This window comes from Streptomyces sp. LX-29 (genome assembly GCF_029541745.1).
Taxonomy (GTDB): Bacteria; Actinomycetota; Actinomycetes; order Streptomycetales; family Streptomycetaceae; genus Streptomyces.
On sequence record NZ_CP089746.1, the window covers coordinates 1,540,983 to 1,565,849 of the forward strand.

Consider the following 24,867-nt stretch of genomic DNA (forward strand, 5'->3'; position numbering starts at 1 on the left):
ACCGGGTGACGACGCGCCGGTTCACCACCCGAAGGGATGACACCCCCACCCGAATGCGACACCGTCCAGTGGCGGACGGGTCTGAAGTGGCTGACGGTGAGGAGAGCGACTCCGCGATCCTTATTACTGACATATGGTCAGTAATCGCCCGGAGCGCCGGAAGGAATAACCATGCGTTCCACTCGCACTCTCATCGCTGGAGCGGTTCTCGGCACCGCCCTGACCCTGGGTGCCCCCGCCGCAGCGTTCGCGGACGCCTGGGACGGCGGCCATGGCGGCTACTCCCACGGCTATGACGACGACTCGTGGAAGGACAAGGGCGGCAAGAAGGACGACCACGGGTACGGCAAGGACGACTACGGCTACAAGGACGACTACGGCCACGGCAAGGACGACTACGGCCACGGTAAGGACGACTACGGCAAGGACCACGGGGGCTACAAGGACGACTACGGAGACAAGGGGGGCCACGGCTACAAGGACGACTACGGGCACGGCAAGGACGACTACGGCCACGGTAAGGACGACTACGGCCACGGCAAGGACGACCACGGCTACAAGGACGACTACGGCCACGGCAAGGACGACTACGGCCACAAGGACGACCACGGCGGTGGCTACGGCCACGGCAAGGACGACTACGGCCACAAGGGCGACCACGGTGGCGGCTACGGCCACAAGGACGACTACGGCCACGGCAAGGACGACTACGGCCACAAGGGCGACCACGGCGGTGGCTACGGCCACAAGGACGACTACGGCCACGGCAAGGACGACTACGGCTACAAGGACAACAGCTGGAAGGGTCACCACAAGCCGCACGGCGGTGTCCACACCGGTGGCGGCGGCATGGCCCTCAACAGCGGTGGCGGCATGGCCGCCGGTGCCGTCCTGCTCCTCGGCGGGCTGGGCGCGGGCGCGTACGTCCTGCGCCGGCGCACCCCCGCGGGCAAGGCGGTCTGACGGGGCGCCACTCGGCACGACCTGCCGTGGCCACCGCCGTTCGGCGGCGGTGGCCACGGCGCTGTGGCGCTCTCAGGGACCGCCCCGCTCCCCGGTCGCCGGCCCCCGGCGGCCGGGCCCGCCCGCGGGGCCCAGAGAAAGGCAACGCTGAATGGATTACCAGAAGTCTTCGCGGCACCCGGTCCAGGTGCAGGCCGCCCTCTCGCCGCTGTCCCCGCAGCCCCCGAAGGGCCGCGACTCCAACACCCGTGTCCTGCGCTGGGCCGCCGCGGCGTCCCTCGTGGGCGCGCTGCTCATCTACAACTCGGTGGACGCGTCCTCCGAGCCCTCTCCGGCGACCACCCCGGTGCAGAAGCCGCAGGCCGCCCCCGCTCCGTCGGCGTCCAAGCAGCAGGCGCCGGAGGCGCCGCCGGCGGCGGCCGCGCTGCCCACCGCGCCCAGCGGCCCCTCCGCGGGCCCGCGCGGGCCCGCCCTACCGCGCTCCGCACCGACGCGGTTGCAGATCCCCGCGGTGGGTATCGACGCCCCCTTCACCGACCTGAAGCTGAACCAGGCGAGCGGGGAGCTCAACGCCCCGCCCGCGGACGACAACAACCTCGTCGGCTGGTTCGTCGACGGCGCCTCCCCCGGCGAGCGCGGCAACGCGATCGTCGCCGGGCACGTGGACACCAAGACCGGGCCGGCGGTGTTCTTCCCGCTCAGCTCGCTGAAGAAAGGCAACAAGGTCACCATCACCCGCAACGACGGCATCGTGGCCAGCTTCGTCGTGGACAAGATCGACACCTTCGCCAAGAACGCCTTCCCCAACGACCTGGTCTACGGGGACACCAACGACGCCCAGCTACGCCTGATCACCTGCGGGGGCGCCTACGACCACAACGTCAAGGACTACACCGCCAACGTCGTCGTCTTCGCCCACCTCGACTCGTTCAAGTGGACGTGAGCCGGGGCGCCCCGGCGGTTCGGGGCACCCCGGCGACACGACGCGCGTGACGGCCCCCGGCCTGCGCGTGACGGCCCTCAGCGGCCGACGAACAAACAGAACAGCGCGTGGACGGACGCCAAGCACGGGGACGGACACGCCACAGGCCTGAGGCCCGGCTTCGCGCCGGGCCTCAGGCCTTCCGCGGGGACCGTCCGCACGCCCCACGGCGACCGACCGCCTCAGCGGACGGGCACCGTGCCGTGGAAGGCGTGCAGATACGGGTTGACGGGCTGGATCTCACCGACCGTGATGCCGGCCTCCGTCATGCGCGCCACCAGGCTCTCGGTGGTGTGCTTGCGCCCGCCGACGTTGAGCAGCAACAGCAGGTCCATGGCCGTGGTGAACTTCATCGACGGACTGTCGTCGACGAGGTTCTCGACCACCACCACCCGGGCCCCGGGCCGCGCGGCAGCCACCACGTTGCGCAGCGTGCGGCGGGTGCTGTCGTCGTCCCACTCGAGGATGTTCTTGATGATGTAGAGGTCGGCGTCGACCGGGATCTCCTGCCGGGCGTCGCCGGGCACCAGCCGCACCCGGTCGGCCAGCGCGCCGCCCTCGCGCAGCCGGGGGTCGGCGCCGGCCACCACCTTGGGCAGGTCCAGCAGGGTGCCGCGCACGTCCGCGTGGCGCTCCAGCAGGCTGGCCAGCACATGGCCCTGGCCGCCGCCGATGTCCGCGACATGCCGCACCCCGGACAGGTCGAGCAGCGCCGCGACGTCCCGCGCCGACTGGGTGCTGGAGGTGGTCATGGCCCGGTCGAAGACGCGGGCCGAGTCCCCCGCGTCGTCGTGCAGGTAGCTGAAGAAGTCCTTGCCGTACAGCGTGTGGAAGACGTGGCCGCCGGAGCGCACCGCGTCGTCCAGCCGCGGCCATGCCTCCCAGGTCCACGGCTCCGTGCACCACAGGGCGATGTAGCGCAGGCTGTTGGGGGCGTCCTCGCGGAGCATCCGGGACATGTCGGTGTGGCAGAACCGGCCGTCCGCCGTCTCGGCGAAGATGCCGTGACAGGACAGGGCCCGCAGCAGCCGGCTGAGCGACTGCTGGTCGGTGTCGAGCCGCCGGGCCAGCTCGGCGGCGCCGACCGGTTCGTCGTCCATCTGGTCGGCGACTCCGAGCCGCGCCGCCGCGCGCACCGCCGCGGCGCGCGCCGCGCCGAAGACGATCTCGCGCAGCCGCATCGCGGACTGTGGCAGGGAGCCGGTGGGGTCCTGGCCGACGCCCTCCGTCGCCAGGGGCGGTGGGGACGGTGGCGGGCCGGTGGCGATCGTGGGGGTGGTGGTCGTCATGTCAGCACCGTCCGGCGGGGAGTGAGACTGCGCAGGTGTTGCGGGAGAAGGCGTTGCCCGGGCCCTTGTCCTGGTCGTGCAGGTCGGACGGGCGGTTGTCGAGCACGTCGTTGCGGTTGACGACGTTGTTGGCGTTGGGCGTGCCCACCTTGCTGCCGAACAGCACGATGCCGCCGGACATCGGGGAGTTACCCGAGTGGCTGACCACCCAGTTCTCGGTCACCACCGAGTCCTCCACGCCGGTGAGCAGGATGCCGGTTCCCTGGATGTGCTCCAGACGGGTGTTGGGCGGGCAGTAGCGGTTGTTCTTGTAGACGTCGTTGCGGCGCACCGTCAGCGCGCCCGCGCGGGGCTTGGACTCGTCGCCCACCAGGAAGATCCCGCCGCAGTTGTCGCTGACGTGGTTGGACTCTACGGAGAGCTGGCGCAGTCGTCGGACGGTGACGCCGATGCGGTTGCCGGTCAGCTGGTTGCCGCGGACGACGGTGCCCTTGGTGTCGATGGCGGCGCCCTCGGCGTTGCTCATGTTGGCCAGGAAGATGCCCGACTCGCCGTTGTCGCGGGCCTCGTTGTCCCGCAGCTCCGCGCGCGTCGACCGCTCCTGGCTGATGCCGTGGTGGCCGTTGTTGCGGGCCAGCACCCGACGGATGGTGGTCCGGTCGGTGTGGTTGGTGGCGATCCCGCTCTTGGCGAAGCCCTGGACGGTGAGCGAGCGGATCGTGACGTCGGTGACGGGCTTCTGGGCCGTTCCGGTGACGCAGATGCCGTTTCCGGCCTTGGCGCAGGCGGCCTCGGCCGTCTCGGCGGTCCCGTACGTCGGCGAGATGACGGTCTCCTCGCCCACCCCGCGGAGGGTCAGGTCGGAGACGGCGATGTCAATGCTCTCCCGGTAGGTGCCCGCCATGATCGTGATCGTGTCACCGGGCTTCGCGGCGTTCACGGCCGCTTGGATGGACTCTCCCGGATGAACGGTGTGCTGGGTGCCGGCCGGAGAGGCCCAGGCGGCTCCGGACTCCAGGACGAAGAGGACGGCGAAGGGTGCGAGGTACCGCACGTGTCGTATCTGCATGCCTGGAAACTATGGGCGTTTCTGGCGGTTCGCCACTTATGTTCCGCTGACCCCGCGGAGGCCGCCCGCTGACCCGCGGAGAACGCCTGCTGGCCGCGCGGAGGACGCCCTCCGCCCCACGGCGGAGCCCGGAACCCGCGCGTCACCCATACGCCGCACCCCTGACGGACGCGCCGTCAGCTCGACGGTCCTACGCCGCGCGCGTGACGTGCGCGGGGGCGGGGGTGGGGGCAGGGTGCGCGGGGTGGGCGGGCGCGCCGCCCGCCGTCCGACTCACTCCCCCGCGCCCCGCTCCGACCCGGACAGCTCCGCGAACACCGCCGCGAAGTCACGCAGGGCGTCGGCCACATGAGGGAGGCGCAGCGGATCGGGGGCGTCGAGGGCGCGCTGCCGCTGCTCGTCGGTGACGCCCAGGAGCGGGAGCACCGACAGCCGCGCGCGCAGCGCGGGCGGCGGGTCGCCGAACCGGTGACCGCCGGGCACCGGCCGGCCCAGCCGGCGACCGAGGTGGCGCTCCAGCTCCACCGAGTCCGTCACCCCGCGGGCCTCCAGCGCCTCACCCAGCTCGACGAAGTCGGCGTAGAGCCGGGTGCCGGCCCGTGGCGGGCGGCACAGCACGCCCGCGTCGGTGAGCGCACGGTACGCGGCTCCGGCGACCGCGCCGAAGGCACGGGCCGCGGCCGCCGTCCGGGCGCGCACCGCGGGCGGCTCCGCCAGGGCGAGCCCGGCCCCCGCGGCGACGGGCGCAGACAGCCGCGCCCCCAACGCGTCGAGGGTGGCCAGGGTTCCCGCACGTAGTTCGGCGCCGCGCGCGGTGGCGGGGAACCGGGCGAGGGCGACGGGCCAACCGGGCGGGGTGAGGGCGCCCGCCAGGTCGTTGAGCACGACCACCCGCTCGGGCAGCATCTCGGCCGGGCCGACCACCACCGTGTCGTGGGGATCGTGCACGGTGTCGCGCCAGGTCTCGTCGCTCACAATCAGCAGCCCCTCGCCCGCGGCCGCCTCGCACACCTCGTGCAGCAGCTCGGGCGGGGCGACCGTGCCCGTCGGGTCGTCGGCGACGGCCAGCACCAGCACCCGCGGCGCCCCGCCCTCCGCCCGCACCCGGCGCACCGTCTCCAGCAGCGCGAACGGATCGGGGACGCCGCCGCACTCGGCGGGGACGGCCGAGTGGTACGCGGGCCGGCCGGCCAGTCGCGCCAGCGGCTCGTACCAGCTCGCACACGGCCGCCCCAGCAGCACGTCGCCGCCCGCCGCCGCCAGCAGCGCCAGCAGCAGCGGCCGTCCGCCGGGGGCGGCCACGACATGTTCCGGGTCGGCGGCGATCCCCCGCCGCGCCCAGTAGCCGCTCGCGGCCTCGCGCAGCTCGGCGCCGCCGCCCAGCGGCTCGGGGGCGGTCGCGCCCGCGGCCGACGCGAACGCCGCCGCCAGGTCGGCGAGGACCGGCAGCCCCGCGTCGGTCCCGGGGCCGGAGGGGTCGGGCTCCACGGAGTCCGCGACCGCGACGTCCGGGGTCGCGGCGCCCGACGCCGGGGAGTCCGGCCGCCGGCTTGAGGGATCCGGATCCGAGGGGCCCGGGTCTGAGAGGTCCACGGGAGCTTTCCTCCGCCTGCCGTCACCGTCGCGGAGGTCCACCTTCGCAGATCGCGACGGCGCGACGGCGGGACGACACGAGCGGCGGACGGGAAGCGAGGGGCAAACGGGCGGCGGGAGGGGCGAAGGGGGGCGGAGGACGCGCGACGCGCGGGACAGGTGGCGGGGCGATGCCCTCGGCCCCCACGCTCAGCCGGCACCTCTGACCCCTAAACCGAATACTGAGACGCCACTCTCGACATTCGAGATGGCGGCGTACGGTGGAACTCATCGCCGGTCATCTCGCCCGGCGGGGAAGGGAGTTCGCCATGCCCAGGAGTACGGAGTCCCCCGCCAGGAGGGACACCGCCGTCTACACGCACGGCCACCACGCGTCGGTGCTGCGCTCGCACGCCTGGCGCACGGCCGCCAACTCCGCCGGCTATCTGCTCGGTGAGCTGCGCCCCGGGCTCTCGGTGCTGGACATCGGCTGCGGCCCCGGGACCATCTCCGCCGACCTGGCCGAGCGGGTCGCGCCGGGCGGCCGGGTCACCGCCGTGGACTCCGCCCCGGACGTCCTGGAGCAGGCCCGAGCCCACGCCGAGGGCCGCGGACTGCCCGCCGACGCCCTGCGCTTCGCCGTCGCCGACGTCCTCGCCCTGGACTTTCCGGACGACTCCTTCGACGTCGTCCACGCCCATCAGGTGCTCCAGCACGTCAGCGACCCGGTAGGGGCGCTGCGCGAGATGCGCCGGGTGTGTCGGCCGGGCGGGGTGGTGGCGGCGCGCGACGCCGACTACGCCGCCATGACCTGGTATCCGCGCCCTCCCGGCCTCGACACCTGGCAGGAGCTGTACGGACGGGTCGCGCGGGCCGCCGGCGGCGAGCCGGACGCCGGCCGGCGGCTGCTGTCCTGGGCCCTGGCCGCCGGCCTCACCGGCACCACCGCCTCCGCCTCGGTCTGGTGTTACGCCACCCCCGAGGAGCGGGCCTGGTGGAGCGGGCTCTGGGCGGAGCGCACCGTCGCCTCCTCGTACGCCGGGATGGCCGTCGACGGCGGCCACGCGACCACCGCCGTGCTGCGGTCGATCGCGGACGCCTGGCGGGAGTGGGGAGCGTGCCGGGACGGGTGGTTCACGGTCCTGCATGGGGAGATCCTCTGGAGGAAGCCGGACGCGCCCACCGGGTGACCTCGTCACCAACTAGGCTCCCCCGCATGGACATTCTGGGGACTTCACTGCGGGTGTGCGTCAACGACCTGGACGAGGCGGTCATCGTCTATGAACGGCTGACCGGCGCCGAGGCGCTCCGCTTCACCCGCGGCGGCGTCTCGGTCGCGGCGGTCGGCTGCTTCTTCCTGATGAGCGGGCCGGAGGCGGAGCTCTCCATCCTGCGGAAGATCACCGCGACGATCGCGGTGAAGGACGTGGACGAGGCGGTGGCGGACCTGCGGGCGGTGGGCGCGCAGATCGTCGCCGGTCCGCTGCCCACCCCCATCGGCCGCAACCTGGTGGCCCGTCACCCGGACGGCTCGGTCTTCGAGTACGTCGACCGGAAGGCGGTCGCCTAGGGTCCCACCGGGGACAGGGAGCCCGTCAGAGCGGGTTGAGGCGGCTCTTGAGCAGGCAGAACTCATTGCCCTCGGGGTCGGCGAGAACGTGCCAGGACTCCTCACCGGTCTGGCCGATGTCGGCCGGGCGCGCCCCGAGCTTCAGGAGGCGTTCGAGCTCGGCGTCCTGGTCGCGGTCGGTGGCGTTGACGTCGATGTGCAGCCGGGGCTTCCCCGGCTCCGGCTCGTCCCTGCGGCTGAGGAAGATGGTCGGCTGCGGGCCGCCGAACCCCTCGCGCGGCCCGATCTCGATGCTGCCGTCCTCTTCGCGGCCGAGCTCCACGAAGTCCAGGACCTCGCACCAGAACCGCGCCAACACCTCGGGGTCGCGGCAACCGAGCACGAGCTCACTGATACGACATGCCATGGACGAAACCTGCTTTCAGCGTGGGAACTCCGGGGCTGCCGCGCGCGGAGCCCTTGGACTCCCCGCGGGGAGGAACACGCTCGGACCGTACCGGGTGAGGCGAACGGGTGCGAACGGTTTTGGGGCCCTTGCCTTGCCCAGCCGGGGCCGCCGGGCGAGGACCGCAGGCCGCGCGGTGGGGCGGCCGACTCCGGATGCGCCGTAGGGCGTGTGCCCGGCCGGGCGGGCCGGCCACCGTGGGCCCTCCCGGGCCGGTCGGGCCGCACAGGCAGGCCGGCCCGGAGAGGACCCGCGCGGTCCCGGGCGGCGCCCGTGCCGGACCGGGCCAGGCGGCGGGCGACCCCGGGCGGGAGTGGAGGCGACCGCGCGCCGCTGCGGACAGGGCACACAGCGGGCCCGACGGCCCGGGCGAGGCGGCCACCGTTGGCCCTCCCGGGCCGCTCGGGCCATCCCGGGCCGGTCGGGCCGCACAGGCGGGCCGGCCCGGAGAGGACCCGCGCGGTCCCGGGCGGCACCCACGCCGGACCGGGCCAGGCGGGCGACCCCGGGCGGGAGTGGAGGCGACCGCGCGCCGCTGCGGACAGGGCACACAGCGGGCCCGGTGGCCCCGGCGAGGCGGCCACCGTTGGCCCTCCCGGGCCGCTCGGGCCGTCCCGGGCCGCTCGGGCCGCACAGGCGGGCCGGCCCGGAGAGGACCCGCGCGGTCCCGGGCGGCGCCCGTGCCAGACCGGACCAGGCAGGCGGGCGGCCGCGGGCGGGGGCGAACGCGACCGCGCGCCGCTGCGGACAGGGCACACAGCGGGCCGGATGGCCCCGGCGGGCGGCCATCGCGGGCGGCCCCGGGCGGGGCGGACGCGACCGCGCGCCGCTGCGGACAGGGCACCAGCGGGCCCGGTGGCCCCGGCGGGGCGGCTACCGGCGGCGGCCCGGCCGGAGCCCCGCGCGCCCGCACGCGGGCCCACCGCACTCCACACGACTCGTGCCGGTCCGGCACGTCCGCGATATGACGCCAGGTCAGCTGATCCGTGCGCCGACCGTCGGCGCGGCCTGCGCGGCGCCCTCGATCGGGTCCGCGGCGTCGACCGGCGGTCCCGGGCGCATTCGGTACTCGTAGCGCTCCGGCAGCGGGTGTTCGGCGCGCGCACGGGCGCGTACGCCCTCGGTGATCGAGCCGCCCTCGCCGGCGATCAGCCGCTCCGCGATCGCGAACCAGGTGTCACCGAGCGTCTCATCGCCCTCGCGCAGGTCGGCCACGTCGAAGCCGCGGTCGAACACGGCGCGCGCGGCCGCCGGCTCCCCCTGGGCCAGCAGCACCCGCGCCAGCAACCACCGGAAGCGGCCCCGCTCCCGGACGGCCGGCGGCAGTTCCTCCAGCACCGTGCGCGCCTCGTCCGGGCGGCCGGCGGCCAGCAGGGCGGTGACCGCCTCGCGGCCGAGCGCGGCCTCGGCCCCGGGGACGGGCGGCCGCCCGTCCCCGAGCACCGACCGCACCGCGCTCAGCAGCCGGTCAGCCGCCCGCTGGGGGTGCGCCGCGGCGGCGTCGGCGGCGGCCAGGCAGCGCAGCGCCCAGGGCGACGGCGCGTGCCGCAGCGACCGCTCCCAGCTGCGGGCCGCCTGCGCGCGGTCACCGGCGTGCCACTGGGCGACGCCCAGGTGGTACTCGACGGCGGCGTGGGAGGGCGCCGCCTCCAACAGCTCCCGCCAGGGCGGCGCCACCAGGGAGGCCCCGGGGGCCGCGGCCGGATCCCGCCACGGGGGCAGCGAACCGGTGTGCAACAGCGCGCGCCACGGCTCCTGTTCAGGGCCGAGGGTGTCGGCCCCGAACGGGGTGCCGGGCAGCTCGGCGTGGGAGCGTTCGCACTCCAGGGCGCCCCACCCGGAGCCGACCGCGAGCCGCTCCCCGGGCGTGGTGTCGGCGTACGGCCGCCAGGCGGCGTGGGCCGCCGCCACCTCGGCACGGGGCAGGGCCGCCGTGAGCTCCGCCTCGACCGCGTCCCGGGCGGCCCGCCAGTCGCCGCCCTGTACCGCGCCGGGGTCGGCGGCCAGCGGCCCGTACGCCTCCAGCCAGCTGAACTCCTCGCCGGGCTCCAGCGGCACGTGCTCCAGCTGGGTGCGGGCGAGCCCGGCCTGGATCTCGGCGTAGCCTCCGGTGCCCGGCTCGGTGAGCCAGCGCTGCCAGCGCCGTCCGCCGGGGCCCGTGCCCCACAGGAAGAGCTTGCGGCCGCGCAGCAGCTCGGTGGAGGTCTGCACCAGTCCGCGACCCTCGCCGTCGAGCGCGGCGATCCAGCGCCGGGCGTCCTCCGGCAGCTCGTAGAAGTAGTCGGCGGCGTGCTCGCCGCGCAGCGGGTAGCTGCGGTCGACGCCGTCCCACTCCGGTACGGGGACGCGGCGCAGCGCGCGGTCGTAGCCGAAGTGCCAGGCGTCGTCGGCGGGGGCGAGCACCCGGGTGTCGGGCCCCTCGGGCACGGCGATGTTGGACCACCAGTAGACGGGGGCCGTGTGGTGGTGCGGGTTGCGCACGCGCACGCCCACGTAGAGGAAGTCGGAGTCGTCGGGGAGCCACAGGTCGACCTGGAAGGGCAGGTCGCGCAGCCGCTCCCACTCCCACAGCCGCAGCATCTCCCCGCCGTCGGGGGCGGCCACGCGGGCCGCGTGCAGCGGGGCGCAGGAGAGGGTGGTGTGCCCGGTGGCGCCGATGTTCCACTCGATGCCGCCGGAGAACCAGGCGCCGTTGAGCGCGAAGTCGGCCGGCTGGAAGACGGGGTTGCGGTAGAGGAGTTCGCGGTCGGTGGGCTTGTGGCGTAGGGAGTGGATCCGGCCGCCGAGTCCGGGAAGCACGGTGGCGCGCAGCCTCTCGTTCTCGATCACGATCGCGTCGAACTCGGTCTCCGTGCGACGTCGTCCGTAGCCGTCCCGCAGCGGCACCGGCAGCAGCGAACGCAGTGGCTCGTAACCGATCTGTCGGGCCATCTCGGCGGGGAGCGCGGCGCGCTGCCGGGCGTCGAGCCGGTGCGCCTCGTCGAGCGGGTGCAGGGCGGGCAGCGGGTTGGCGGGCCCGAGCGGGGCGGCGGGCAGGGTCAGCACGGTACGTCGCACCATCGTGGCCACAGCGGCGTCACTCGCTTCCTCGCCGGGGCCGCCACGGCTGTGGCGGCCGTCAACGACCATGGAACACCGCCGTGGCGCCCCTGAACAGGGCGTCTCCGGGGGGAGTCGAGGGCCGCGCCGCCGGGAGGATCCGGCGGGCGGCGGGGCGTGGCCCAGGTGGGCGGCGGCGTGGCGCCCGGTGGGCGGCGGCGTGGCTCAGGCGGGCGACTGCGTGGCTGAGGCGGTCGGCGGCGTGGCTCAGGCAGGCTCGTCGAGCATCTCGCGGGTGATGGCCCAGCGCTGGTGGTCTCGCCACGCCCCGTCGATGAAGAGGTACTCCGGCGAGAAGCCCTCCAGTCGGAAGCCGTGCCGCTTCACCAGCCCGGTCGACGCCGCGTTGTCCGGTTGGATGTTGGCCTCCAGCCGGTGCAGCCCGAGCGGCCCGAAGGCGTGCCGCAGCACCAGTCCGAGCCCCTCGGCCATATAGCCCCGGCCGGCCGAGGGGACGAAGGCGCCGTAGCCCAGGTAGCCGCTCTGGAACCGCCCGCGCACGATGTTGTTGACGTTGACGAACCCGGTGACGGCTCCGGTCTCCTGGTCACAGACCAGGAACCCCTCGCGGTCGGGCTGTTCCAGCTGTCCGATGTAGCCGTCGAAGGCGTCGTCGGTCGTCGGCAGGAACAGCCATGGTCGGTGGAACTCGACGCTCTCACGGGCGAGTCGGGTGAACTCCTCCCGGTCGCCGCGCGCTATGGATCGGATGGCCGCACGGGTTCCTGCGGCGATGTACTCGGCATGCAGGGAGTCAGACATCGGACAATCTTAGGAAGTCGCGGCGCTCAGCTCCAGGTCGCGGGGGCGGTGCCCCAACGGAGGGAGGGGTGCGCCCAGCGCGTGGGGCCCCCGTCGAAGTCCACCGGGGAGAGCGCGTGGCGCAGTCGCCCCAACTCCCCGTCGGCTTCGGCGAGCCAGCGTCCGGCGCCGCCGGAACCCGGGGCCTCCGGGGTGCCGGGAGCCGGGGCCTCCGGGGTGACGCCGTGGCCAGAGGCGCCCCGGGGCTCGTCGGTGTCCCGCGCCGGGGGCCGGGGGCGGGGGTCGGCCGGGATGCCGTGCAGCAGCCAGCCGGCGGTCTGCGCGAGCGCGAGCCGGGCCAACCAGGTGCCCCCGGTGACGAGTTGCTCGGTGACGGCGCGCAGCACCGCGGCGGCCAGCAGATAGCCGGTGCCGTGGTCCAGGACCTGAGCGGGGAGCGCGCCGGGGCGATCCTCGGACGCGTCGGCGGCCGCCTCCCGCGTGGCGATGCCGGTCGCGGCCTGCACCAGGCTGTCGAAGCCACGTCGCCCGCCCCAGGGTCCGTAGCCACCCCAGGCGCTCAACTGCCCGATGACCAGGCCGGGGCGGCGCTCCGCGAGGGCGTCGGGGGCCAGCCCGTACCGGTCCAGGGCGCCGGGCCGGTAGCCGGTGACCACGACGTCCGCGGTCGCCAGCAGGTCCTCGAACGCGGCCCGGTCGGCGCGGCGGCCGAGGTCCAGCACGGTGGAGCGCTTACCGAAGCCGGTGTCGGCGTGGACGTCGGGGGCCTCCGGCAGCCGCGGCGCGTCCACCCGCAGCACGTCCGCGCCGAGCAGGGCGAGCGTGCGGGTCGCCACCGGCCCCGCGAGCACCCGGGTCAGATCGAGCACCCGCAGGCCGGCCGCGGGCAGCCGGGGCCGGGGCGCCCCGGCGGGCGGCCCCGTCCGAGGCGCCCCGGCGGGCGGCCGCGTCCGAGACGCTCCGGCGCGCCGGTCGCCCCGCTCCCCCAGCCGTGGGGCGGGCGCGTCCCCGATCCGCTCCAGGGTCAGCACCGGGTGCCGGGCCACCGCCGCCCCCTGTGGATGGGCCGCCCACTGCTCCGGCGACCGTACGGCGACGGCGAGCCCGCCCGCCGCGTACACCGTCCGCTCCACCTCGCGGGCGGCTCGCCCGGCCAGGTCGGCGGCGACCCGCTCGACGAGGGCCGCGCCGCCCGCTCCCCCGTGGTCGGTCACACCCAGCGCGGCGAGCAGTCGCGCCCGGTGGTGCGGGTAGTTGGCGTGCGTGCGCACCCAGCCGTCCGCGGTGCGCCAGTAGCGGGACAGCGGGGCGAAGACGGTCGGCGCGCGGCCCTCGATCAGCAGCAGTCGTTCGCTGGCGAACGCGGTCGCCACCGCCGCGTCGTCCACCCGTACGCCGGGCACCGCGGCGCCCGGGCCCGCGCGGCGGGCCGCCAGTTCGGCGGCGGCCAGCGCGCAGACCGCGACCGTGGACCTGGCCAGTTCCCGCGCCGGCAGCCTGGCCGGGAGCGTTCCGGCCGGGCCGCCGTAGTCGATCCGGTCCAGCAGCGCGGGGTCGCCGCCGAGCGCCGCCCAGGCCCGCGCCGTACCGTGCGTGGATCGCTTCACCATGCACGCAGTGTGCCAGCGCGGCCCGGCGGCCGCCGGGTGTCCGCGCCGTCGCCCCGAGATCAGGCAGGCACCCCCGGCGTCGGGGAGGCGACCGGTCCGTCACGGCGCCGCCGGCGGCCCGCGACCGACCTCAGTGGCGGCGGAAGAGCAGGGCGCCGCAGAGCGCACCGACCACGCCCATGCCCAGCAGCGCCAGCCACAACGGCATGGTCACCTCCCAGAACAGCAGCCGGATCCCCACCTGCTGCATGTTCTCGAAGATGAAGATCAGCGCGAGCACGAAGAGGATGAGGCCGGCGACACGGCCGGGTGTCGACACCAGCTCCCGCATGCCGCCCCGGAAGCCGCTGTGCTTGCCTCTGGCCGCGCTCATGGCTTGCCTTCGCTCGCGCTCATGCGTCCAGCATCATCGGCGGCCGGCCCGGCGCATCCCCACGCGGCGGGCTACTGGTCCGTTCGGGTGGCCTCCAGGACCGCCCAGGCCGCCGCGTACCCCGAGCGGACGTGGTCCACCGGGATGTCCGCGAGCGACCAGGAGCCGACCGGCACCGTCGCCACACCGGTGCTCACGTAGTCCGTCGCCGGGTCACGCGAGAGTCCGGTGCCCAGGCCCTTGAGGTACGCCTCCTTGCGGGTCCAGCAGCGGGCGAACGCGGCCGGCCGCTCGGCCGGCGGCAGCACGGCCAACTCGGTGCGCTCCCGGGGGTGCAGGCTCGGCGCGATCTGGTCCACGACCTCCACCGACTGCACCCGCTCCACGTCCACCCCGATCGGCGTGCCCGCGAAGGCGAAGAGCACCAGGTCGGCGGCGTGCGACATGTTGAAGTGCAGCGCGCCGCCGCGGACCGCCGGGCGGCCGTGCGGCTCGCCGCAGCCGGGGCAGGGCTCCCGGATGAACGGCACCTCCGAGGGCTCCAGGTCGAGGTAGGCACCCAGCAGCCGGCGCAGTCCGACGTGGGCCGCGGTGTACCGCTCCCGGTCCTCGTCCCGCAGGAACGCGGCGACCCGCTCGCGCTCCTGGGCGTCGAGGATCTTCTCGGCCACATAGCCCTCCAGCTCGGAGGTGTACTCCGAGACGCTGAGCAGCCAGGTCTGCGGACCGCCCTGCCAGCGGCCGACCAGGGCGGCCGGCGGCTCGTCGCGCCCCAGGACGCGCGGCGCCGTCATGCCCGCGCTCCGCCGTCTGGCAGTTGCGCGCGGTCCGCCGCACGCCCTGCCGCGGCGTCCGGCGCCACGGCGTTCCTTACTTCGGTCATCGGGCGGTCTCCCCCACTGAGTCGGCAACGACATGGCCGGCGACGACGTCGCCGTCGATCACGCTACCGGTGCCCCGCCGCCACACGGCGACGGGGCCGGTCCGATCGGCGGGTCGGCCACGGCCGGACCAACCGAACGGCGGCGCGGGGGCGTTCGGGCGGTGGCGCGATCCGGTCCCCTACGTGGTGAACTCCAGGACGGATATGTCGGTGCGGGTGACGCCGAAGGTCTGCGTGTACAGCGACAGTTCGGCCTCCAGGGCCCGGACCAGGGTGGCGGCACGGCGGAAGCCGTGGCCCTCGCCCTCGAAGGTCAGATACGCGTGCGGGACGCCCCGACCGGCTGTCTCGGCCAGGAAGCGCTCGCACTGGGCCGGCGGGCAGATCGGGTCCTCCAACCCCTGGAGCAGCAGGAACGGCGCGCTGACGCGCCCCGCGTGGGTCAGCGGGGCCCGTTCGCGATAGCGCTCGGGGACTTCCTCCTCGGGGCCGATGAGGGTGTGCAGATAGCGCGACTCGAAGTCGTGCGTGCCGCCGTCCGCCCAGCCGACGAGGTCGAGCACCGGGTAGCTCACCGTGCCGCAGGCGTACAGCTCGGTGGTGGCGAGGGAGGCGGCCGCCGTCCAACCGCCGGCGCTGCCGCCGCGGATCGCCAGCCGGGAGGGGTCGGCCGTGCCCTCCTCGGCGAGCGCCCGGGCGACGGCGGCACAGTCCTCGACGTCCACCTCGCCCCAGCGCTCCCGCAGCCGCTCCCGGTAGGCGCGGCCGTACCCCGTCGACCCGCCGTAGTTGACGTCGGCGACGCCGATGCCGCGCGAGGTGAAGTAGGCGATCTCCAGATCGAGGACGAGCGGGGACCGGGAGGTCGGTCCACCGTGCGCCCAGACGACGAACGGCGGAGGGCCGCCGTCGGGCGCGCCGTGGTCGGGGCTGTGCGGCGGGTAGATGTGGGCGTGCACCTCCCGGCCGTCGACGCCGGTGAACGTGCGGATCCGCGGCTCCGGGTAGTAGGCCGGGTCGACGGGGTCGACATGCGCGGCGCCGATCACCCGCGCCCGCCCGGTGCGGGTGTCCAGCTCCACCACCTCGTAGCCGCTGCGTGGACTCGCGGCGACGCCGAGGACGCGGGTGCCGGCCGCCGCCAGCGTGGCCCTGTACTCGGTCCACGGGCCGGGGGCGTCCACCAACTCGCCGGTCTCCGGGTCGAGGACGCCCAGAGCGGCCGGTCCCCGGCCGTGGATGACGGCGATCAGCCCGCTCTCCAGCGGCAGGAACCAGCGCAGGCCCAACGCCCACAGCGGCCCGCCGAAGTCCTCCTCCCGCGGGCACAGCGGGGTGCCGGACACGGCCCCGGAGCCGGTGCCGGGTCCGGCACCGGGGGCCGCATCGGGGTCGATCCGGCGCAGGTTCCACCAGCCGGAGACGTCCGAGACGTACAGCAGCATGCCGTCCGCGGCCCATTCGACCTGGGCCACCGCCTCGCCCGCGCCGCCCAGCAGCCGCCGCTCACCGGTGAAGGCGCCGTCGTCCGCGACCTCGGCGAGGATCACCTCCGTGCCGTCCCAGGGCATCCTCGGGTGGTCCCAGGCCAGCCAGGCCGCGCGCCGCCCGTCCGGGGAGAGCCGGGGCCCGGTGACGAACCGGTGGGCGCCGCCGGACAGTTCGCGCAGCGCGCCGCGGTCCTCGGCGGCGGAGCCGTCCAGCGGAACGGCGGCGATCACCCGTCGCACCTCGGTGGGGGCCGCGCCGGTGAACTCCTCCAGCACGCCCCACACCTCGCCCCGGTCGGCGTCGATCCGCAGATCGGCCCAGCGCAGCCCGCCGCCGACCGGGGAGACCGGGGTCAGCGGCCGGGGCGCGGCGGCACCGTCCGGCTCGTAGGCGTACAGCCGCTGGTCGTCGAAGTGGGCGAACACGATCAGTGGGCCGCCGGCCGGTCGCGCGAGGCCCGCCCACGGGGCGCCCCCGTACTCGATGACCCTGCTGCGCGCGTTCCACGGCGCGGGCAGGGCCGCCGCCTCGGTGCCGTCGGCCCGCAGCCGCACCAGGGTGCGCCGGCCGCCCTCCTCCGGGCGGGGCGCGGTCCACCAGACCTCGTCGCCGACCGTGCCCACGTACTCCGGTCGCCCGTCGAGCGACGCGGCCAGCGCGGCGTCGATCGGCGAGCCCCAGGCTCCGTACGGCGCCGTGGACACTGTTGTCTTCACCTGTGGTCACGCCTCCTGAAGGAAGTGGTCGAGTACGCGGACGCCGAAGTGCAGGGCCTCGACGGGCACGCGCTCGTCCACACCGTGGAAGAGCGCCTTGTAGTCGAAGCCTTCGGGGAGCCTGAGCGGCGAGAAGCCGTAGCCGACGACGCCGAGCCGGGAGAACTGCTTGGCGTCGGTGCCGCCCGTCAGGCAGTACGGCACCACGGAGCCCTCCGGGTCGAACCGCTCGACGGCCGCGCGCATCGCCGTGTACGTCGGCGCGCCGGGTCCCACCGGCGCCTCCAGCGCCACCTCACGGTGGTGGAACTCCCAGTCGACGTCGGGGCCGGTGAGCCGGTCCAGGGCGGTGCGGAACTCCTCGTCGCCGCCGGGCAGGACGCGGCCGTCGACATAGGCGGTGGCGCTCCCCGGAATGACATTGATCTTGTAGCCGGCCTCCAGCACCGTCGGGTTGGCGCTGTTGCGCACGGTCGGCCCCACCAGCGCGGCGGCCCGCCCCAGCTTGGTCAGCAGCTCGTCCACGTCGACGTCGGGGGCCTCCGGATCGACGGCGATGCCCTGGAGCGCGGCCAGTTCGGTCAGGCAGGCGCGGACGGTCGGGGTCAGCCGGACCGGCCAGCGGTACTCACCGATCCGCGCGACGGCGGCCGCCAGCCGGCTCACGGCGTTGGCCCGGTTGGTCAGGGAGCCGTGGCCGGCGGTGCCGCGCGCGGTGAGGCGCACCCAGGCGGTGCCGCGCTCACCGGCCCCGATGGGATAGATCCGCTGCCGCGGCCCGGCGTGGAAGGTGTAGGCACCGGACTCGCCGATGCCCTCGGTGCAGCCCTCGAAGAGCCCGGCGTGCTCGTCCACCAGGAAGGCGGCGCCGGCCGAGCCGTTGTCCTCCTCATCGGCGGTGAAGGCGAGGACGATGTCCCGGCGCGGCCGCACCCCGGCACGCGCCCAGGCCCGGACCACCGCGAGCACCATCGCGTCCGTGTTCTTCATGTCGACGGCGCCCCGGCCCCAGACGACGCCGTCGCGCACCTCGCCGGAGAAGGGGTGCACGGACCAGTCCGCTGGCTCGGCGGGCACCACGTCCAGATGGCCGTGGACCAGCAGCGCGGGCGCGCTCGGGTCTCGGCCCTCGATGCGCGCCACCACATTGGTGCGCCCCGGCACCCGCTCCAGCAGGGTGGGTGCGATATCGGCCTCGCCGAGCCGCTCGGCGACGTATTCGGCGGCGGGACGCTCCCGGCAGTCCCCGCCACCCCGGTTGGTGGTGTCGATCCGGATCAGCTCGGAGGTGAACCGCACCACTTCCTCCAGCGCCTGCGCGTCGATCGCCTCCGCGCGGCCGGTCTGCTCAGCCATACTCCTCCTCCGTTGCGGCCGAGGCGAGGGTGGTGACCGCCTTGAAGCAGCGGATGCCCTCGTACATGGTGGTTGACGTGTAGGAGACGCGTCGCTCTCCGCTGCGCTCCACGCCGGGCACCACGGTCACCGCGCCCGCCAGGTGCTCCGCGTCGAACTCGACCTCGATCGTGAAGGGGCCACCGCGCGCCGGCTCGTGGCGCACCGCGAGCGCCGCCGCCTCCTTCGCCGCGGCCCGGATGTCGGCCGCGGTGCGCGCCGGGGGGCGGCACACCGCCGCGTACCGTGACACGTAGTCCTTGACGACGACGTGCCGGGCCCGCGGAGCGTACGCCCGGGCGTCCTGACAGGTGCGGTCGTCGCCCGTCACCAGGACCACCGGCACCCCGTACTCGGCGACGACCAGCGAGTTGAGCAGGCCCTCGCTGGCGCGCACGCCGTCGACCCACACGCCGGTGATGGAATTGGCGAGGTAGGTGTGGGCGAGCACGCCCTCGGTGCCCGCGCCCGTGTGGTAGCCGACGAACGCGACGCCGTCGACATCGCCGTGCTGGACGCCCTCGACCATGCTCAGGGCCTTGTGTCGGCCGGTCAGCATCCGGGCCCGCTCGTCCAGCTCCTCCAGCAGCAGGTTGCGCATCCCCCAGTGCGCCTCGTTGACGACGACCTCGTCGGCGCCGCCGTCGAAGAAGCCGGCGACGGCCGCGTTCACATCCGAGGTGAACAGCCGGCGGCAGCGCTCCCACTGCGAGGCGCCGGGCAGCACATCGGCCGGCCATGTCACGCCGGTGACGCCCTCCATGTCCGCGCTGACAAGGATCATCATGCCTCGTCACGTTACGCGTTGCCGGACGGCCGAACCAGCCCTGTGGACAACCGTCGCCGGGGCCCGCCGCCGGGTCGGCACGAACGGCGCAACGCGGGCCCTACGCGCCTCGTCGACCCCGTCGGCCCCGTCCTCCCTGTCATCCCCGGCACTCCGTTCCGCCCCCGTCCGGTCGGTCTCCGCTCAGTCCTCGTATCCGAGCAGCAGGTCCCGCTCGGTGCGGCCGCCGCCCGCGATGTGCAGGACGGTGGCCACCGGCGGATAGCCGGCGGCGATCACGGTGTACTCGCCGGCCGACAGGTCGACGAAGCGGAAGGCGCCTTCCGTGCCGGTGGTGGCGGTGTCCACCACGTTCCCCGCGGCGTCGAGCAGGGTGACGCGCGCGTCCTCCACCGGGCGGCCGCCACCGGCCCGCACCACGCCGCGCAGCACCGCACCGCCGGCCAACTCGATGTCCTGCCGGGTCTCCCGTGCCGCCTGCACCGACACCGGCAGCGCCGCGGGGCGGAAGGCGGGGGCGCTGGAGGCCAGGGTGTACTCGCCGGCGATCAGCTCGGTGATGACATAGCCGCCCTCGCGGCCGCTGCGGGTGGAGGCCACCACCTCGCCGCGTACGTCGGTGAGGGTGACGATGGCGTCCCGCACCGGCGTGCCGTCGGCCGTCTGCACCGTGCCGGCGAGCCGGCCCGCGCCCCCGAGCACGACGTCGAGGTCGACCGGGCGGTCGGCGACGGTGACGGTGACCGCCTGCGGCTGGTGGCCGCCGGCCGAGGCGATCAACACATAGGAGCCGGTGCCGGGGGTGCTGAGCGCGTACCGCCCGTCCTCTCCGGTGGCGCCGCGCCCGATCTGCCGACCGCCCACGTCGATGAGGGTCAGGGCGGCGCGCGGCACGGAGGTGCCGTCGCTGTGCTGGACGGTGCCGCAGACCGGCACGCCGGCGGAGATCGGTGCGGTGTGCGGGGTGGGCGGGGCGACGGAGGTCTGGAAGCCCTCCATGCCCGGCTCCATGCCGTCCAGGCGCGCCGTCGGCACGGCGTGGTCGGGCGCGGAGGCGTGTTCGGCGGTGGACACCAATGGTTTCTCCTTGAGGAGGAGGGCGAGCAGGAAGCTCAGGACGAGCACCGGCACGAGGTAGAGGAAGATCCGCGGCATGGCGTCGGCGTATGCCGCGATGTACCCGTCACGCAGCACGGCGGGCATCTCGTGCACCATCTGCGGGGTGATCGATTCCGGGTCGGGCAGGGAGCCGCCGGCCGGTAGCTCCTCCGCCAGGCTGTCGGCGAGGCGGTCGGCGAACAGGGTGCCGAAGACGGCGGCGCCCACACTGCCGCCGATCTGCCGGAAGTAGTTGTGGGCGCTGGTGGCCGCGCCGAGGTCGGCGGGGGGCACGGAGTTCTGCACGGCGAGGATCAGCACCGCCATGACCAGTCCGACGCCGACCCCGAGGACCCCCATCCAGACGCTGTACTCCAGTCGCGAGGTGTCCTCGTGCACCAGGGACAGCAGCCACATGCCCACGGCGGAGATCGCGCAGCCCAGCAGCGGGTGCATCCGGTAGCGGCCGGTGCGACTGATGAGCTGTCCGGAGACGACGGAGGACACCACGACGCCGGCCATCATGGGCAGCATGAGCAGCCCGGATTCGGTGGCGCTGGCGCCGTCGACCATCTGGAGGAACGTCGGCAGGTAGGAGGCCGCGCCGAAGAGCGCGACGCCCACCAACGCGCCCACCAGGCCGGTGACGTTGAAGACGGAGTCGCGGAACAGCCGCAGCGGGATGATCGGTTCGGCGACGTGGTACTCGACGACCACGAAGAGGATCGCGGTCCCCAGCGCGCCGGCCGCGAGCCCCAGGATGACCCGGGAGCGCCACTCGTACTCGGTCCCGCCCCAACTGGTCAGCAGCACCACGAAGGTGGAGGACGCGGCCAGCAGCACCGCGCCGAGCAGGTCGAACCGGCCGCGTTCACCCGGGGGCTTGGGCAGCCGGAGCACCAGCGCCACGACGAGGAGGGTGACCAGCCCGAAGGGCACGTTGATGTAGAAGCACCAGCGCCAGGAGGCGTGGTCGGTGAAGAAGCCGCCGAGCAGTGGGCCGGCGACGGAGGCGAGCCCGAAGGTGGCGCCGATGGCGCCCATGTAGCGGCCGCGTTCGCGCGGGGAGACGATGTCCGCCATGATCGCCTGCACGCCGATCATGAGCCCTCCGCCGCCCACGCCCTGGATCGCCCGGAAGACGATCAGTTCGTTCATGGTGCGCGACCAGCCGGCCAGCGCCGAGCCGGCGACGAAGACGACGATCGCGAAGACGAAGACGCCCTTGCGGCCCATGACATCGCCGAGCTTGCCGTAGACCGGCAGCACCACGGTGGAGGCCAGCAGGTAGGAGGTCACGGCCCAGGACATGTCGTCCAGGCCGTGCAGCTCCCCGACGATCTTGGGGAGCGCGGTGGCCACGATGGTCTGGTCGAGCGCCGACAGCAGCAGCGTCAGCATCAGCCCGAAGAAGACCATCCGTACCCGGGCCCGACTGAGCGGGACCGGGGCGGCGTCCGGGTCGGCCGGTTGCCCGCCGTCGACCGCGGCGGACTCCGGCGGCCACCCGCCCTGGGGGTCCCCGCGCCCGGCTCCGTTCCAGGAGCCGCCCTCGGCCACGGCTCCGTATCCGTCCTCCGCGGCCTCGCCGGGCACGGCCGGAGCGCCGTCGCCCTTCACCAGGCTGGTTCCGACCACGGTGGTCCCGCCCACGTGCCTCTCCCCTCGTCGCGCCTGCGCCGCCGCCATTTCTCGCATTACGCGACATCAGGGAGCAAGCGCGACGATTTGCCGGAGAGGGGCGCACAAGCGGCTTTAGCGCCGGTCGGAGTGGCTACGGCGCACGACCGCACCCGGCGGGAAAACCACCCGAAACGGTGAGACTGACGCCGCACCGATCGGGTGGCCGACGCCTACTTCTCCAGCTCGGCGGCGAGGTTGGCGAGCACCGCGTCGTAGATCCGGGCCAGCCCCTTGGGGGCGAAGGTCCGCTCGAAGAAGCCGCCGATGCCGCCGGCGCCGGTCCAGGTGCTGGTGACCACCACCCGCGAGGCACCCTCACCCGCCGGGGTGACGGTCCATGTGGTGACCATGCTGGAGTTGCGGTCCTTCTCCACCAGCTGGCCGTCGGTCGGCTCGGTCACCTCCAGCAGACAGTCCCGCACCCGCTTGCTGGTGGCCTGGAGCTTCCAGTGCACCAGCGTGCCCTCGCCGTCGCCGCCCTCCCGCACCTCGTACTCGCTGAAGTGCTCGGACAGCACCTTGGCGCGGGTCCCGCTGTAATCGGCGAGCGCGTCGAACACGTCCTCGGCCCTGCCCTGGACGATCCGCTCCGTGGTGGCCTCGACCTGCCCCATCCTCTTCCTCCCGCACGTTCGGTTGCACTGCCCGGCAAGCCAACCACCTGCGGCGCAGCCACCCAAATCGAGGGTTGACGCGCATTTCTTCGAGCGTATGTTCTATTCTCGAACAAGCGAGAACCCGGAGGTGCACACCATGCGCTGGGACAACCTGAACCCCGACCGAGCCGCCCCCGCCCTCTTCGGCACCGACGCGGTGGTCACCCGTACCTTCGACACCCCCGAGTTCCGCGGCATCACCTTCCACGAGGTGCGGGCGCGCTCGATCGTCAACCGGGTGCCGGGTGCCTCCCGCATGCCGTTCGAGTGGACGGTGAACCCGTACCGCGGCTGCGCGCACGCCTGTGTCTACTGCTTCGCGCGCAAGACCCACAGCTATCTCGACCTCGACACCGGCCTCGGCTTCGACTCGCAGATCGTGGTGAAGGTCAACGCTCCCGAGCTGCTCCGCCGCGAGCTGGCCTCGTCCCGCTGGCAGGGTGAGCACATCGCCATGGGCACCAACGTCGACTGCTACCAGCGCGCGGAAGGGCGGTATCGACTGATGCCCGGCATCCTGGGCGCGCTGCGCGACCGCGCGAACCCCTTCTCGATCCTCACCAAGGGCACGCTGATCCTCCGCGACCTGGAGCTGCTGCGGCAGTCCGCGCGGGTGACCGACATCGGCGTCTCGGTCTCCGTGGGCTTCGTCGACCGCGAGCTGTGGCGCACCGTGGAGCCGGGCACCCCCTCCCCCGAGCGGCGCCTGGACGTCGTGCGGACCCTGACCGAGCACGGCATCCCGTGCGGGGTGCTGATGGCGCCGGTCATCCCGTTCCTCGGCGACACGCCCGAGCAGCTACGGGAGACCGTGCGGGCGATCGCCGCCGCCGGGGCGGGCTCGGTGACCCCGCTCGTGCTCCATCTGCGACCCGGCGCCCGCGAGTGGTTCATGGCCTGGCTGGCCCGCCACCATCCGCACCTGGTGCGGCGGTACGAGGCCATGTACGCGGGCGGGGCGTACGCGCCGACGTGGTACCAGCGACGCGTCACCCGCCAGGTGCACGAGCTCGCCGCCGAGTACGGCATCGGGCCCGCCCGCGCCGGCGCCGCCCGCAACATCACCCGTCCGGAGGCGGATCAGGACCCCGAGGTGGCGCACGACTCCGTGGCGACCCACGGGCCCGCCTCGGCGTCCGGGTCACGGGCCACCCAGCTGAGCCTGCTGTGAGGCGGCCGGAATTCGCTGTCGCGGCGCCCCCATGAGCCACGATCATGACGTTCCGTCATGACCAGGAGCGGGCCCCGAGGATCCGGGGGACGCCCCCGAGCACGCAAGGGAGTCCGCATGCCGCACCTCAGCCACCTCGCCGCCCCGGAGGGCGTCGCGCCGGGCAACGGCTACAGCCACGTCGTGTGGGGCAGCGGCCGCCTCATCGCCGTCTCCGGACAGGTCGCGCTGGACGAGCACGGCGAGCTGGTGGGCCCCGACGACCCCGCGGCCCAGGCCCGCCAGGTCTTCGAGAACCTCCGCCGTTGTCTGGCCGGAGCGGGCGCGACCTTCGCGGACGTGGCGAAGCTGACGTACTTCGTCACGGACGTGGCCCACCTGCCCGCGATACGGGAGGCCCGGGACGCCTTCGTCGACACCGCGCGGCCACCGGCCAGCTCCGCGGTCCAGGTCGCCGCGCTGTTCCGGCCGGACCTGCTGCTGGAGGTCGAGGCGCTCGCCGTCGTGGGCTCCTCGGAGCCCCCGCGCCGATAGCCGGTCATCCGATGCGCGTACGCGAGATGGTGGAGGACGACGTCACCGCGGTGGCCGGGCTACGCGTGCGCGGCTGGCAGGCGGCGTACTCCGGTCTGATGCCCCAGGCGTATCTGGACGGGCTGAGCGTGGCGGAGGACGCCGAGCGGCAGCGGGAGTACTTCTCCCGGGGCCTGGGCGTCATGGTGAACCTGATCGCCGAGTCGGCGCGGGGAGAGCCGGTGGGCTGGGCCTGCCTCGGCCCCTCCCGCGACCCGGATGTGCCCGCCGGCGACGCCGAGCTCTACGCCCTCTACGTCCGCCCCGAGCTGATCGGCACCGGTGTCGGGCGCGCCCTGCTGACCGAGTCGCTGGCCCGGGCCCGCGAGCGCGGTTTCCCCCGGATGCTGCTGTGGGTGCTGAGGGAGAACGCCCGCGCACGACGGTTCTACGAGCGGGCGGGGTTCGCGCCGGACGGCCGGGAGCAGTCGGACGAGGTGGCGGGCGTCGACGTGCCGGAGGTGCGGTACGCCCTGCGGCTCTCGCCTCCACCGGACGGCTCCCGGGCTGGGCGCGGCTGATCCGCCGTACGTCGGCGCCTGGGGCGGGCTACCGGCCGGGGCGCGCTGTCGCGCGGACCGGCCGCGTTGGGCGGCATTCGGCTCGGCCGGGTGCGGCTTTCGTCTCGCGCCTTCGGCGCAAAGCGGCAGCGGTGGGCGGGGAGGGGAGGCCAAGGCGCC

General features: G+C 74.4%; 21 protein-coding genes. 7 read left to right on the forward strand and 14 right to left on the reverse strand.

All coding sequences use genetic code 11. From position 1 onward, the window contains the following. Positions 1-171 precede the first annotated feature (171 nt). Together LRS74_RS06745 and LRS74_RS06750 are read left to right on the forward strand one after the other, a co-directional pair. Positions 172-963, forward strand: coding sequence for a hypothetical protein (locus tag LRS74_RS06745; RefSeq protein WP_277740135.1), 792 nt, complete (start codon positions 172-174; stop codon positions 961-963). 151 nt (positions 964-1,114) lie between these two features. After that, positions 1,115-1,906 (forward strand): class F sortase, encoded by a 792-nt coding sequence (locus LRS74_RS06750; RefSeq protein WP_277740136.1) that lies wholly within the window; start codon positions 1,115-1,117, stop codon positions 1,904-1,906. Between the two features lie 221 nt (positions 1,907-2,127). On the opposite strand, the gene LRS74_RS06755 is transcribed toward LRS74_RS06750, so the two are convergent. The 3 genes from LRS74_RS06755 to LRS74_RS06765 all read right to left on the reverse strand — a co-directional run bounded on the left by LRS74_RS06755 (position 2,128) and on the right by LRS74_RS06765 (position 5,791). Beyond that, complete coding sequence (locus LRS74_RS06755) at positions 2,128-3,126, reverse strand: methyltransferase (protein ID WP_277744631.1); 999 nt, start codon at positions 3,124-3,126, stop codon at positions 2,128-2,130. Between the two features lie 109 nt (positions 3,127-3,235). Next, positions 3,236-4,303, reverse strand: coding sequence for a right-handed parallel beta-helix repeat-containing protein (locus LRS74_RS06760; RefSeq protein ID WP_277740137.1), 1,068 nt, complete (start codon positions 4,301-4,303; stop codon positions 3,236-3,238). A gap of 273 nt (positions 4,304-4,576) precedes the next feature. Next, complete coding sequence (locus tag LRS74_RS06765) at positions 4,577-5,791, reverse strand: aminotransferase class I/II-fold pyridoxal phosphate-dependent enzyme (RefSeq protein ID WP_277744632.1); 1,215 nt, start codon at positions 5,789-5,791, stop codon at positions 4,577-4,579. 413 nt (positions 5,792-6,204) lie between these two features. On the opposite strand from LRS74_RS06765, the gene LRS74_RS06770 reads away from it, so the two are divergent. Together LRS74_RS06770 and LRS74_RS06775 are read left to right on the forward strand one after the other, a co-directional pair. Beyond that, the gene (locus LRS74_RS06770) at positions 6,205-7,065 is read left to right on the forward strand and encodes a methyltransferase domain-containing protein (protein WP_277740138.1); all 861 of its coding nucleotides are present in this window, start codon (positions 6,205-6,207) and stop codon (positions 7,063-7,065) included. 26 nt (positions 7,066-7,091) lie between these two features. Next, entirely contained in the window at positions 7,092-7,445 is a 354-nt protein-coding gene (locus tag LRS74_RS06775; RefSeq protein WP_277740139.1) for a VOC family protein, read from the forward strand. Between the two features lie 25 nt (positions 7,446-7,470). On the opposite strand, the gene LRS74_RS06780 is transcribed toward LRS74_RS06775, so the two are convergent. The 11 genes from LRS74_RS06780 to LRS74_RS06830 all read right to left on the reverse strand — a co-directional run bounded on the left by LRS74_RS06780 (position 7,471) and on the right by LRS74_RS06830 (position 22,401). Beyond that, positions 7,471-7,851 carry a VOC family protein gene (locus tag LRS74_RS06780; protein ID WP_277740140.1) on the reverse strand — a complete coding sequence of 127 codons (381 nt, stop codon included), beginning with the start codon at positions 7,849-7,851 and terminating at the stop codon, positions 7,471-7,473. 1,014 nt (positions 7,852-8,865) lie between these two features. Further along, positions 8,866-10,959, reverse strand: a complete 2,094-nt coding sequence (locus LRS74_RS06785; protein WP_277744633.1) for a DUF5107 domain-containing protein — start codon at positions 10,957-10,959, stop codon at positions 8,866-8,868. 237 nt (positions 10,960-11,196) lie between these two features. Further along, the gene (locus LRS74_RS06790; RefSeq protein ID WP_277740141.1) at positions 11,197-11,751 is read right to left on the reverse strand and encodes a GNAT family N-acetyltransferase; all 555 of its coding nucleotides are present in this window, start codon (positions 11,749-11,751) and stop codon (positions 11,197-11,199) included. Between the two features lie 26 nt (positions 11,752-11,777). Next, the gene (locus LRS74_RS06795) at positions 11,778-13,361 is read right to left on the reverse strand and encodes a CoA transferase (RefSeq protein WP_277740142.1); all 1,584 of its coding nucleotides are present in this window, start codon (positions 13,359-13,361) and stop codon (positions 11,778-11,780) included. Positions 13,362-13,491: 130 nt separating this feature from the next. Next, positions 13,492-13,734, reverse strand: coding sequence for a LapA family protein (locus tag LRS74_RS06800; protein ID WP_277740143.1), 243 nt, complete (start codon positions 13,732-13,734; stop codon positions 13,492-13,494). A gap of 71 nt (positions 13,735-13,805) precedes the next feature. Then, positions 13,806-14,528: a 4'-phosphopantetheinyl transferase superfamily protein gene (locus LRS74_RS06805; RefSeq protein WP_277740144.1), complete on the reverse strand. Its 723-nt coding sequence runs from the start codon at positions 14,526-14,528 to the stop codon at positions 13,806-13,808. A gap of 268 nt (positions 14,529-14,796) precedes the next feature. Next, positions 14,797-16,824 (reverse strand): prolyl oligopeptidase family serine peptidase, encoded by a 2,028-nt coding sequence (locus LRS74_RS06810; protein ID WP_277740145.1) that lies wholly within the window; start codon positions 16,822-16,824, stop codon positions 14,797-14,799. A gap of 6 nt (positions 16,825-16,830) precedes the next feature. After that, positions 16,831-18,180 carry a M20/M25/M40 family metallo-hydrolase gene (locus LRS74_RS06815; RefSeq protein WP_277740146.1) on the reverse strand — a complete coding sequence of 450 codons (1,350 nt, stop codon included), beginning with the start codon at positions 18,178-18,180 and terminating at the stop codon, positions 16,831-16,833. Beyond that, entirely contained in the window at positions 18,173-19,006 is an 834-nt protein-coding gene (locus LRS74_RS06820) for a M55 family metallopeptidase (protein ID WP_277740147.1), read from the reverse strand. Before LRS74_RS06820 ends, LRS74_RS06815 begins: the two co-directional genes overlap by 8 nt. 183 nt (positions 19,007-19,189) lie before the next feature. Further along, positions 19,190-21,757: an MFS transporter gene (locus LRS74_RS06825; protein ID WP_277740148.1), complete on the reverse strand. Its 2,568-nt coding sequence runs from the start codon at positions 21,755-21,757 to the stop codon at positions 19,190-19,192. A 200-nt stretch (positions 21,758-21,957) separates the two neighbouring features. Next, positions 21,958-22,401, reverse strand: coding sequence for an SRPBCC family protein (locus LRS74_RS06830; protein ID WP_277740149.1), 444 nt, complete (start codon positions 22,399-22,401; stop codon positions 21,958-21,960). Between the two features lie 139 nt (positions 22,402-22,540). On the opposite strand from LRS74_RS06830, the gene LRS74_RS06835 reads away from it, so the two are divergent. From LRS74_RS06835 to LRS74_RS06845, 3 genes are all read left to right on the forward strand, one after another. Continuing rightward, the gene (locus LRS74_RS06835) at positions 22,541-23,614 is read left to right on the forward strand and encodes an Rv2578c family radical SAM protein (protein ID WP_277744634.1); all 1,074 of its coding nucleotides are present in this window, start codon (positions 22,541-22,543) and stop codon (positions 23,612-23,614) included. Between the two features lie 117 nt (positions 23,615-23,731). Next, the gene (locus tag LRS74_RS06840; RefSeq protein WP_277740150.1) at positions 23,732-24,148 is read left to right on the forward strand and encodes a RidA family protein; all 417 of its coding nucleotides are present in this window, start codon (positions 23,732-23,734) and stop codon (positions 24,146-24,148) included. An 11-nt stretch (positions 24,149-24,159) separates the two neighbouring features. Beyond that, complete coding sequence (locus LRS74_RS06845; protein WP_277740151.1) at positions 24,160-24,708, forward strand: GNAT family N-acetyltransferase; 549 nt, start codon at positions 24,160-24,162, stop codon at positions 24,706-24,708. Positions 24,709-24,867 lie beyond the last annotated feature (159 nt).